The sequence below is a fragment of the Amycolatopsis anabasis genome (assembly GCF_009765355.1).
Classification (GTDB): domain Bacteria; phylum Actinomycetota; class Actinomycetes; order Mycobacteriales; family Pseudonocardiaceae; genus Amycolatopsis; species Amycolatopsis anabasis.
Map to the genome: position 1 here is coordinate 171,464 of NZ_VTHK01000019.1, position 11,649 is coordinate 183,112.

11 protein-coding genes are annotated in these 11,649 nt (G+C 68.3%); 3 read left to right on the plus strand and 8 right to left on the minus strand.

The features are described 5' to 3' along the window. Positions 1-11: 11 nt before the first annotated feature. Both FXO23_RS25050 and FXO23_RS25055 read right to left on the minus strand, forming a co-directional pair. On the minus strand, positions 12-1,025 hold the full coding sequence (locus tag FXO23_RS25050; RefSeq protein WP_158887865.1) for a LysR family transcriptional regulator: 1,014 nt from the start codon (positions 1,023-1,025) through the stop codon (positions 12-14). 68 nt (positions 1,026-1,093) lie between these two features. Then, a complete protein-coding gene (locus FXO23_RS25055) occupies positions 1,094-2,773 on the minus strand; it encodes a glycoside hydrolase family 43 protein (RefSeq protein WP_246257764.1) in 1,680 nt (559 codons plus the stop codon). Positions 2,774-3,265: 492 nt separating this feature from the next. On the opposite strand from FXO23_RS25055, the gene FXO23_RS25060 reads away from it, so the two are divergent. The 3 genes from FXO23_RS25060 to FXO23_RS25070 all read left to right on the plus strand — a co-directional run bounded on the left by FXO23_RS25060 (position 3,266) and on the right by FXO23_RS25070 (position 6,250). Beyond that, entirely contained in the window at positions 3,266-4,138 is an 873-nt protein-coding gene (locus FXO23_RS25060; protein WP_158887866.1) for a patatin-like phospholipase family protein, read from the plus strand. Positions 4,139-4,241: 103 nt separating this feature from the next. Continuing rightward, positions 4,242-5,432 (plus strand): L,D-transpeptidase, encoded by a 1,191-nt coding sequence (locus tag FXO23_RS25065; RefSeq protein ID WP_158887867.1) that lies wholly within the window; start codon positions 4,242-4,244, stop codon positions 5,430-5,432. Between the two features lie 32 nt (positions 5,433-5,464). Further along, complete coding sequence (locus FXO23_RS25070) at positions 5,465-6,250, plus strand: SIR2 family NAD-dependent protein deacylase (protein WP_158887868.1); 786 nt, start codon at positions 5,465-5,467, stop codon at positions 6,248-6,250. Here FXO23_RS25070 and FXO23_RS25075 read toward each other — a convergent pair. From FXO23_RS25075 to FXO23_RS25100, 6 genes are all read right to left on the minus strand, one after another. Beyond that, positions 6,222-7,406, minus strand: a complete 1,185-nt coding sequence (locus FXO23_RS25075) for a low temperature requirement protein A (protein ID WP_158887869.1) — start codon at positions 7,404-7,406, stop codon at positions 6,222-6,224. The genes FXO23_RS25070 and FXO23_RS25075 overlap by 29 nt on opposite strands. Positions 7,407-7,878: 472 nt before the next feature. Continuing rightward, positions 7,879-9,384 carry an MFS transporter gene (locus tag FXO23_RS25080; RefSeq protein WP_281356592.1) on the minus strand — a complete coding sequence of 502 codons (1,506 nt, stop codon included), beginning with the start codon at positions 9,382-9,384 and terminating at the stop codon, positions 7,879-7,881. Continuing rightward, a complete protein-coding gene (locus FXO23_RS25085) occupies positions 9,381-9,587 on the minus strand; it encodes a DUF397 domain-containing protein (protein ID WP_158887870.1) in 207 nt (68 codons plus the stop codon). The genes FXO23_RS25080 and FXO23_RS25085 overlap by 4 nt, the downstream gene beginning before the upstream one ends. Positions 9,588-9,605: 18 nt before the next feature. Continuing rightward, on the minus strand, positions 9,606-10,448 hold the full coding sequence (locus FXO23_RS25090; RefSeq protein ID WP_158887871.1) for a helix-turn-helix domain-containing protein: 843 nt from the start codon (positions 10,446-10,448) through the stop codon (positions 9,606-9,608). Between the two features lie 70 nt (positions 10,449-10,518). Continuing rightward, on the minus strand, positions 10,519-11,169 hold the full coding sequence (locus FXO23_RS25095; RefSeq protein ID WP_158887872.1) for a class I SAM-dependent methyltransferase: 651 nt from the start codon (positions 11,167-11,169) through the stop codon (positions 10,519-10,521). A gap of 197 nt (positions 11,170-11,366) precedes the next feature. Further along, a partial coding sequence (locus FXO23_RS25100) for a hypothetical protein (RefSeq protein ID WP_158887873.1) occupies positions 11,367-11,649 on the minus strand: 283 nt, incomplete at its 5' end.

Sequence of the window (11,649 nt, forward strand, 5' to 3'; positions counted from 1 at the left end):
GGCACCGAGAGTTACTCTCCGTCAGAGTCATTGTCGTTGCGCTCGATCTCGGCGAGGACCGCGTCCAGATCGCTGTGCGCCTCGGGATGGTCGTCCCACCAGCGCTGGAAAAGCGGATTGCGGCCGATCGTCGACCGGTAGGCGAGCGCGACGCAGCGGAAGACCTGTTCCATCAACGGCAACAGCGCGTCGTTATCACGCATGGCGAATAGCAAACTGGTATGGATGGGATCGCCGGTCAGCGGCAGCGCGCGCAGCCCGCGCGGCGGGGCGGACGCCGCCTGGGCGAGGCAGACCGCGCCCTGCGCGATGAGCGTCCCCGCGGTGCCCGCCTCCGAGGTGTAGTGCCGCACCCGGGGCACGAAGCCCGCGTCGGCGCACGCGGTCTGCAGGCGGATGCGCACCGCGTTCTCGTGCGGCGGCGGCAGGATCCAGTCGCAGTCGGCGAGATCGCTGAGCGACACGGCGTCGTCCTTGATCGCCGGATGGCCTTCCGCGATGCCGATGAAGATCGGTTCGGTGGCGAACTGCCGGACGGTCAGCCCGTCGTAGTGGTGCGGCTCCATCCCGTCGAACCGCTCCAGCAGCGCCACGTCGACCCGGCCGGTGGACAGCAGCTTGAGCAGCATCCCGGCGGCCGGTTCGCCCCAGGTCTGCACATCGAGTTGCGGGAGCCGCTGACCGAGTTGCTCGATCAGGCCGCCGATCATCAGCAGCGGGATGTAGCCGACGCGCAGCATCGAGGGCCGCGTCGCGTCGCCGTGCTGGCGCGCGGACACCACGAGCGCCTGCATGTCGGCCAGCAGGGCGTCCGCGCGGTTGAGCACGAACCCGCCGAGCGCGGTGGGCCGGCTGCCCTGCGCGCTGCGCTCGAACAGCTCGCCGCCGAGGATCTTCTCGATCCGCTTGAGCTGCGCGGTCAGGGCCGGCTGGCTGATCCCGAGGAGCGTGGACGCCTTGCTGACGCTGCCGGTCGCCGCCACCGCACGCACCGCGCGCAAATGGCGTAGCTCCAACTCGGCCATCTGATGACCCTATACCCCGAATGGGTGTAACTGAATGGTTTGACAAGAGGTCGTGATTGAATTTTTGTCTACCAGGTGACAACCCGCACGTCCGCCGAGACGGATTCCCGCCTCGGCCCGGCCCCCTGGGTCACGTCGAAATAGCCACCCGCGGCCCTTTCCCGCTGGTAGACGACGTGGAGAACGGCAACTCCCGGAGCGTTCGGGGTGACCGTGACCCGATTTCCGCGCACCCGGACCGCGCCCGCCGACACCGGCCGGAGTTCGGCCCGGATCCGGTTGAGCGGATTGGCCAGGTCGAAATCGCCGCCGCTCGCCCCGGACACCTCGACCGTGGTGGACACCGGGACGCCGGACCGGGTGAACAGCAGGCGGTCCGCGGGGCGCAGGGCGAACGGGGCCACTCCGGACGGAATGGGCCGGTCCGCGGTCGAACCGGCGATCGTGAGCCCCCGCCGATCCGGATCCAGCCGCAGCCGTGCCGTGTAGAGCCGCCGGGAATCCACTGTGGACGGACGCCCGTGGTGGACGTAGTACCGCTCCCGGCCGTCCGGCGAGGCGACCATGCTGCCGTGCCCGGTGGAATACAGGCCCCGGGCCGCGTCCTGGGCGAGTACCGGATTCGCCGGGCTCTTCCGCCACGGCCCGAGTGGACTGTCCGCGACCGCGTAACCGACGCCGTAGAACTCGTTCTCGAAGTTGTTCGCCGAATAGGTCAGGTAGTAGACCGGCTTTCCGGTTCCGGTGTACGCCTTGACGGTCGTGGACCCTTCGGCCCAGCGGCGGTCCTTCTTCTGCCCACCGGTCTTCGCGTAGTCGTGCACATGCGCGTTCTCCCATGCCTGTTTGTCGGCGCCGTAGGAAATGATCGGGGTGAAGCCGTCCTTGCGGATGCCCGGCGGGTCACCCGGCCCGAGGTTCGCGTCGCGGTAACGGGGGTGGATCGCGGGCATGGTCGTACCGGTGGGATCCCGCCACCAGTCACCGGTGAGTTCGACCGCGTAGATGTTGGATTCCTCGATGTATTTCCCGAGATCGGTGTCCCACACCCAGTTCCGGTAGGCGTTGCGGGAGAAGTACAGGTAGATCCGGCCGTCGTCGTCGAAGAACACGTTCGGATCGATGAACGGGAGGTAGGTGCCCAGCGGCGCGGTCCGCCCCTCCTCCAGCGTGGCCGGGGGCTTCTTCTGCGTCGCGTCCATGATCAGGTTGACGTCGTGGTAGTCCGGGTCGTACGGGTAGTAGTCCAGCGGCGCCGCGGCGATATCGGTGAACGGGCCGTCCGGCGACCGCGAAACCGCCACCCCGACCTTGGACGCCTCCTCGAAGTCGGCGTATTTGAAGTGCTCGGCGACATTCTTGTTCATCCGGCCGGAATAGAAGAGGAAATAGATCCCGGTCCGCTCGTTGTGGTAGACCTCGGGCGCCCAGTACCAGTCGTGGGCCCAGTTGCGCGGATCGTTCTCGCGCAACGCGCCACCGGGAATCCGTTGCCAGGTCGCCAGATCCGGGGACCGGTAGATGCCGAAGTGGTATCCGGGATCGGCACCCTCGGTCGAGTAGGCGTAGTAGTAGCCGCTCGCCCGGTCGAAGCGGACGAACGGATCGGCCCCCGGGGTGCGGGCGTCGTTGAAGTAGGTCGCGTCGGTGGTCACCGGGGGGACCGCCCGGGCAGCCGGGACCGCGGCCGCGGCGAGCACGAACGCGAGCAGGGCGGGCAGTAGTCGACGCCATGGCCGGTGACCCACGGTCGCCTCCCCAGCTGTTTCACTTTGTTCGACTATGTTCCTTTCTGACCGCTCCACGCACCCCTGTCAACCGCCGACCCAGCGACGCCCCCGCGAGTCCCCCGTCTCGGTAGCCCGAGTTCCCCGTTCCGGAAGCCGAACTACACACTCAGGCAAGCGAACTACACACTCAGGCACGCGAGTTACACATTCGGAGCCATCCCACGAGACCGAACGCGGCGCCCCGGGCGGGACTCGCGGTGGCTGGCGAGTGCCGCCAACCCAGCGATGAGGCGTGGCCGGGCTTCCTGAAGTGCGCACTCGGCGGCACGAGTGCGCGGTTCGCGGTCCCGAACGCTCAACTCGGATGCCCGAGTGTGTAACTCGCGTGCCGGAACGTGTAGTTCGCGTGCGCCAACGTGCAACTCGCGTGCTGGAGCGGGTGGGTCAGGTTCCTCACCCTCACGGGCGTTTGGCGGGCAGCGCACCGGTTCCGGAGTTAGATTCGCCCGCATGGAACTTCCTCGGCCGATCGGGTTCGTTCTCGGGGGCGGCGGCAGCCTGGGCGCCATGCAGGTGGGCATGCTGCGGGCGCTCGCCGAGGCCGGGATCGAACCGGATCTGGTCGTGGGCACCTCGGTGGGTTCGCTCAACGGCGCGGTGCTGGCCCTGCCCTCGACCGACCCGGGCGAGCGGCTGCGGGCGATCTGGGCCGGGATGACCCGGCACGAGGCGTTCCCCGGCGGGGTGCTCAGCCAGGTGCGCACGCTGCACCGGGGCAAGACCCACCTGTTCCCCAACTCGGGGCTGGCCAAGATCATCGACGAGCACGTCGGCCCGGGCATGCGGTTCGAGGACCTCGCGTTGCCGTTCGGCGTGGTCACCACCGACGTCGACACCGCGCAGCCGCTGCTGCTGCGCTCCGGCGACCTGCTCCCCGCGCTGCTGGCCAGCTGCGCGATCCCCGGGATCTTCCCCGCGGTCCACCACGACGGTCGCCAGCTCTACGACGGCGGGCTGGTGGCGAACGTCCCGATGCGGCAGGCGATCGAGCTGGGCGCCGCGTCGCTGGTGGTGCTCGACTGCGCGTTCCCCAGCCGGATTCCCGCGCCACCGCGGACTTTCGCCGAGGTGATGATGTTCACCGCGATGATCAGCATGCGCAACCAGGCGGTGCTCGAGGCGCCGCTCGCCGCGGCCGCGGTGCCGGTGGTGTACCTGCCCGGCCCGGCGCCGATTCGCTTGAGCCCCTTGGATTTCAGCCGGACCGAGCAGCTCGCCGAGCAGGCCTACGAGGCCGCGCACGCCTACCTCGACGGGACCGCCGTGAACGGGCCGGGGCTGTACGGCGGGCCGGGTCTCGTGGTGGATCGCACCCCCGGGTGATCCACACCACTCGGGTGCAACAATCCGCGGGAAAGCGCGTCCACGCAATCGCGTACTTTTGATGCAGATGCCCGCAAACCCGACCTTCCAAAAAAGAGACCACATGTTTCTAAAGAAGTCATTACTTTCCGCGCTGCTGGTCGGCGTACTCGCTCTGTCCGCGTGTTCGTCCGGCGACGACGGCGGCGATCCGGGCGGGCAGCCCGGCGCGGTGCCCGGCACGTCGATGAACCTCACGATCACCCCGGCGGGCGGGAACGACGTGAACCCCGCGACGCCGATCACGGTGAAGGCCGACCACGGCACCCTGACCGAGGTGACGGTGACCAACACCGCCAAGGGCAAGAAGGTCAGCGGCGCCCTCTCCCCGGACAAGTCGACCTGGACCTCCAGCGAGCCGCTCGGCTACGGCAGCACGTACCAGATCGACGCGAAGGCCAGTGACACCAACGGAAAGCCGGGCGAGCAGCAGGCGAGGATCACCACGCTGACCCCGAAGCAGCAGGCCGAGCCGAACCTCATCCCGGCGCCGAACGCGGTCGCGTCCACCGGGGTCGGCGTGGGCCAGCCGATCGTCTTCAGCTTCAACCAGCCGGTGAAGGACAAGGCCGCGGTGGAGAAGCAGCTGTCGGTCGTCTCCGAACCCGCCCAGGAGGGCGGCTGGTACTGGATCGACGACAAGAACGTGCATTACCGGCCGAAGGAATACTGGCAGCCGGGCACCAAACTCACCGTCACCGCGAAGGTCTACGGTGTCGATTTCGGCAATGGCGTTTACGGTGCCGGGGACCGCACGGAGAAGTACCAGGTCCACGATTCCTGGGTCGCCAAAGCGGACGGCAACACCGAGCAGATGCAGATTTTCCACAATGGTCAGATGGTGAAGTCGATGCCCATTTCGATGGGCAAGGACGCCACCCCGACGCACCTCGGCCCGCACGTCATCTCGGACAAGCACGAGAACTACGTCATGGATTCGTGCACCTACGGCGTGTGCCAGGGCCAGCCCGGGTACTACAAGTCGAACGAGAAGTGGTCGCAGCGGATCTCCAACGACGGCGAGTTCGTGCACGAGAACCCGAACAGCGTCGGCCAGCAGGGCAGTTCGAACGTCTCGCACGGCTGCATCAACCTCAACGACGAGAACGCGAAGTGGTTCTACCAGAACCTCGGGCTCGGGGACGTGGTCGAGGTGACCAACTCCGGCGGCAAGGAGCTGCCGGTATGGGACCTCTACGGCGACTGGTCCGTGCCGTGGGACAAGTGGCTCGCGGGCAGCGCGCTGAAAAAGTAGCGGGCTCTGCCCGGGCGTGCATCATGGAGGGCATGCCCAGCACGGATTCTCAGGTCGACCTGCGCCTGGCCCGGTCCCTGGTGGCCGGCGCCGGGCGCATCGTCGCGATGACCGGCGCCGGGATCTCCACCGAGTCGGGTATCCCGGACTTCCGCGGACCGAACGGGTTGTGGACGAAGAACCCGGCCGCGGAACGGATGTCCAACCTGCACGCCTACGTCACCAGCAGACAGGTCCGGGAGCAGTCGTGGCAGGCGCGGCTGTCCCATCCCGGCTGGCACGCGGAACCGAACCCCGCGCACCGGGCACTGGTCGACCTGGAGCACGCGGGCCGGTTGCACGCCATCCTGACCCAGAACATCGACCGCCTGCACCAGAAGGCCGGGTCGGATCCGGAGCGCGTGCTCGAACTGCACGGCACCATGTTCGACACCGAGTGCCTCTCCTGCGCCGATCGCCGCGACATGCGCGAGGCGCTGGCCCGGGTCCGGGCGGGCGAAGCCGATCCGTCCTGCGCGCTGTGCGGCGGGATCCTCAAGTCGGCCACCATTTCCTTCGGCCAGCCGCTGGATCCGGACGTGCTGAACCGCGCGCAGAACGCCGTCCGGGCCGGGGACCTGATGCTCGTCGTGGGCAGCTCGCTGACCGTCCAGCCCGCGGCGGGCCTGGTCGGCCTCGCCGCGAGCAACGGGGTGACGGTGGTCGTGTGCAACGGCTCGGAAACCCCGTACGACCGGTTCGCCGCGGCCGTGCTGCGCGGCCCGCTCGGCGCGGTGCTGCCCGCGCTGGTCAGTGCTCGAGGGGATGACCTCGGGTAGCCAGCACGACGGTGAGCACGAGCGCGGCGCACACCACGGCGGTGAAGTGGACCGGGGCCGGGCTGAACGTGGTGGCCAGGATCGCCGCCGCGGCGACCGGGAAGCCGATCGCGATCGGGCGGCATTCGTTGGTGGGGCCGATGTGCAGCAGCCACACGAAGAGCACGAACACCGCGACCGGCACGGTGATCGCCATCGCGGCGGCCGTGGTCGGCAGGTGGGCGGTGTGCGTGTCGTAGTCGACGGCGACCTCCATCCCCGCGCCGACGGCGGCCGCCGAGGCGAAGATCAGGTAGTGCCCGAAGCCCCAGGTCATCGAGGAGCGCAAGGTGGTCAGCCGGTGGTGGCCCGGCTGGTCGAAGTACAGCCACCACATCGCGAACACGATCACCAGACCGGCCGCGGCGAGGGAGACGAGCGCGCCCACGTTGTGCCCGGAGTCGATGCCCTCCTTGATCGCGGTGGTCGCGGCGAGGATGGTCTCGCCGAGCACGATGATGGTGAACAGCCCGTACCGTTCGGCGATGTGGCGCGGGTGCCAGGTCGTCGGCTGGGCGCGTTCGGCGATCATCGGCACCGCGAGTTCGGCCACCACCAGGACCAGGAAGCTCACCAGCGACAGGGACGCGGGCAGGGCGAGCCGCGCGGTCCAGCCGATCTGGACGATCACGGTCCCGATCGCGTAGCGCAGGGCCGTCGTCCGGTGCCCGGGGTCGCTGCGCGCGACGCGCAACCATTGGGCCACCGATGCCAGGCGCATCAGGATGTAGCCGACGACCACGATCGTGTAGTCGCCGTCGAATCCCTTCTGCACCCCGGCCGCGATGGTCAGCGCGCCCGCGATCTGCACGAAGGTGGCCAGCCGGTACGGGCCGTCGTCGGTGTCGTAGGCGGAGGCGAACCAGGTGAACTGCAGCCACCCCCACCAGATCGCGAAGAACACCAGGAGGTAGTTGAGCACCCCCTCGCCGATGTGGTTCTCGGTGAGCGCGTGGTGCAGCGCGATGCCCGCCTGGCCCACGGCGACCACGAAGCAGAGGTCGAACAGCAGCTCGAGCGGGGTCGCCGCGCGGTGCGCCTCGTCGCTGTCCCGCGGCCGCATCGGCCGGTACCACACCCGCACGCGGTGCCTGGGACGGATGGATTCCTCGGACATCTACCACTCCTCGCCCGACTGGCCGGTTTCCGGCACTCATCCCAGCACGGTGCCGGGTGATCGGCGAATCAGACACGATCCGGGGCGAGGGTGAAACTTCGTGGACGTCCACTGTGGACGGGTGGGCCCGGCTCCCCCTCCGGACCGGGCCCACCCGAGCGGATGCCTTCGACCACGGGGCGGCTGCGTGGAGTGGCCGCCCCCGCATGCGCCGCCGTACGGTCCCCCGCGGACGCCGACGGTCGCTTGCCCGAGAGATGACCCTGAGTATCTGACCCTAGGGAAAGTCAGCACCCCGCAGTCGTTCCGGTTTCCGGCCCCATCCCCGAACCGTAGACCGAAATGCCACTCTCCGTAGCAAAAACCCCGCAGTGAAGGCGTCCTAAGGTCTACCTGGTTGCTCTCCGTAATACCAGCACCTTCGGGATCTTGTCACCCGAATAGCCTAATGGGTATTACACTTAGTAGCGGGTCAACCTCGTTGGACATCGGCGGAGGACAGCTCGGCTTCGCGCCGGGCGCGCTCTTCTTCCGTCCGGGGTGTCGCCCGGGCCCGCCGCGCCCGCAGTTCGCCGACGCCGAAGAGCAACGCGACCGCGGTGAGGCCGACCGCGCACACCATCGCCACCGAAAGCGCCAGCGGGTAGCGGCCCCCGGACGCGGTGACGACCGCGTGGAAGACCGAGGCGAGCACCGCGGTGCCGATGGCGGTACCGATCCGCTGCCCGGTCTGCAGGGCGCCACCGGCCGCGCCCGCCATCCGGGTCGGCACGCATTCCAGGGTGAGCGTGGTGTTCGGCGAGATCACCATCCCGCCGCCGATCCCGGCCACCAGCAACGGCAACGCGATCGCCGGGCCGACCGCCTCCGGCGGCACCAGCACCGCCACGACCGCCACCACGGCCAGCCCGAGCGTGACCAGGCCGAGCCCGAGCACGGTCAGCTTGCGCCCCCAGCGCGCGACCAGCCGACCGGCCACCGCGGCCGAAACCGAGGACCCCAGCGCGAACGGCGTGACCGCCAGCCCGGACTGCAGCGGCGTGTAACCGATGCCCTGCTGGAAGAAGACCGCGAACACCAGCCAGATCCCGGCGAACCCGCAGAAGTAGATCGCCCCGAGCGCGGCGCCCGAAGCGTAACCGGGTGTGGTGGTGAACAGCCCCGGGTCGAGCAGCGGCGGGCGGCCCCGGCGCACGGTCCGCCGTTCCCAGCGGACGAACGCGAAGCCGAGCACACCGGCGATCGGGAACAGCCACCACAGCGTGCGCAGCCCGCCCTGTTCGGACTGGACCAGGGGCAGCAGCACGCCCAGCACCGCGGCCCCGAGCAGCAGCACCCCGACGAAGTCGATCTCCGAGCGGAGTTTTCGGTCTTTCCGGGGCAGGGGCGGCAGCAGCCGCAGCGCGAGCACGAACGCGAGCGCGCCGATCGGGATGTTCACGAAGAACACCCAGCGCCAGCCGTCCGGCTGCCCGAACGCGGACAGGATCAGCCCGCCCAGCACCGGGCCGACCGCGGTCGAGATCCCGACCACCGCGCCGAACATGCCGAACGCCCGGCCCCGCTCACCGCCGCGGAACAGGTCCTGGATCAGGCCGGTGTTCTGCGGGGTGAGCATGCCCGCCGCGCAACCCTGCAGCAGGCGGGCGACGACCAGCATCGTCTCGTTCGGCGCCGCCCCGGCGAGCGCGCTGGTGAGCACGAACGCGGCCAGCGCGATGAGGAACATGCGCCGCCGCCCCAGCGCATCCCCGAGCCGCCCGCCGGAGACCAGGACCAGCCCGAAGGTCAGCGCGTAACCGGAGACCACCCACTGGATCCCGCCACTGGTGGCGCCGAGCCCGTCCTGCATCGACGGCAACGCCACGTTGACGATGCTCACGTCGAGCAGGCTCATGAACCCGGCGGTGAGGGTGACCGCGAGGGCCTTCCAGCGGCGCGGGTCCGGCTGGGCGGGCTCCTGTTGTGGTGTGGTCACTCCCCCATGGTCGCGGTGCGCAGGAAGTATCGCCAAGTGGCAGCGGAGAAGATCAGCGCGCCCCCCTCGGGCCGCTTCGAATCCCGAACAGCGACCGCAGGCTCCACGAACGCCACCTCGACGCACTCATGTTGATCGGAGACGGTGCTGGATCGACTGCTCTTGCGCCACACTGCGGCAGTCAGCTCGGCGGCTCCTGGCATGACCGCTCCCTTCGGGCCCTACAGTTCGGCGATCACCTCCTCGATCGGAGGGATCGAGTCCTCTGGCGTCAAGGCCATCGCGCAGAGATGTTCGAAGACCAGCTTAGTCTCTCTCACTCGATCGGGTTGTTCGATGCGCGCGGAGCCACCCTGGTAGTCCACGTACTGCACATCGGTCTCGTCGGGTTCCGGGAAGGTCAGCACGGTGAATGCGCCGTTCATGGCGGCATGCGCACCGAGGTTCGCCGGGAGCACCTGAAGTGTCACGGTCGGCAGGTCGGCCATGGCGACGAGCCGTCGCAGCTGGCCGCGCATCACTTCGGGACCGCCCACCCTCCGGCGCAGCGCTGATTCGTCAATCACCGCGCGCAGGTACAAGGGCCGCTCCGCATCTGACAGCCGCTCCTGGCGAATCCGTCGCACAGTGACCACGTCATCCACGTGGGTCTTGGCCCCGGCTATGTTTGTGGCGGCGAAGTGCGCTCGGATGTACTCCTCGGTTTGCAGGAGTCCGGGAATGGTCAGCGCCGCGAACAAAGCGACATGGCTTGCCGCCGCCTCGTCCTCGACATAGCTGGGTTCACTGCTCGGGCCGAAGTAGTCGTACCACCAGCCCTTCTTCTTGGCCTCACGGGAAAGTTCGAGCAGGCTGTCGTCGCGCTCGTCGTAGATATCCATCATCGTGCGGATCAGGTGGACATCGGCCAAGGTCTGGCCTACCTCGACCCGGTGCAGGCTGGCGCGGGTCTTGTCCAGCCTGGCCGCGGCTTCGACCAGGGTCATTCCGGCGCGCTCGCGCATCTCGCGGAGCTTGCGCCCCAAGCGGCGCTTGTGCCGATTGTGATTGATCTGTCCGGACAACGCGGGACCTCTCTGTGCAGCGTCGCTCCATTCTCCCACTCGCCCCTGACAGAATCGGAATTCCCGCCCCTTAACTACTTTCGGGTTTACGCCAAGCCAATTCGTAGCGCCATTGCACCAGCCTGCGCACCCGCGCTTCCGGAAGTACGTCCCGCACCTGGCCCCGAACTTCGGGCAGCGTCAACTCGGGATCTTTCACCGGCATGCCGCTCTCGTCCAGTTCCCGGCGATACCGGCGAGCACTGGGCACACCCAGCAACACCGCGCGACGCCCGTAGATGGTCAGCAGCGACAGTATCTGCGCCGGGAGATCGCGGGGATATTCCATCCGGTAGTGCGCGATCGCGACCAGCACACCACCCGGGCGCAATGCGGCGGCCAGCTTCGGCAACACGTGCGGCAGCGACATGTGGTGCAGCGCGCTGATACTGGTGATGGCGTCGTAGGAATCGTCCGGTAAGGACACTTCACCGACGTCCCCGAGCAGGCACGTCACGTTCCCCGGCACGTTCCGCTTCGCCGCGGCGATCATCTCCGCCGAGGAGTCGAGCGCATCCACCTCCCCGGCCCGCCGCGCGAGCCGAGCCGCGAACACCCCCTTGCCACACCCCACATCCAGCACCCGCGCACAAGGCTTCGGCAACGCCCTCAACAACCGCGGCTGATAGTAAGTGTTGTTGTCCCAAGCGAAAAACCCCACCAGCCCACTATGCCAGGCCATGCCGAACTACACACCCAGGTAAGCGAACTACACATTCAGGCACGCGAGTTACACACTCGGTGTACCGAAACGGGGAACTCGGCCTACCGGAATGCGGGACTCGCACGACCGAAACGGGGGACTCGCGAGGATGGTCGTGAGTGTTCAGGCCGGTTAGAACCGGTCTGTCCACTCACGACCCCCAGTATTCGGCGGCCTTACGTGCTGGCGGTGATCCCCGGGATGCCCTTGAGTTCGCCCATCAGCATCGAGGTGACCTTGACCGGGTAGTCGTAGAGCGCGAACACGGTCTGCCGTTGCTTGCCCATCAGCTTGAGGTGGACCGGGGTGTCGCCCTGGTGGGCGAGCAGGGTCGATTTGAGTTCGCTGACCACGCTCTTGTCGAGCCGTTCGGCGGAGCAGAGCAGTACCAGGGGCGGTTCTTCTTCGCCGACGGCGGCGTCGGACAAATCGAGTGGAATCAGGCCGCCGCCGAAGACG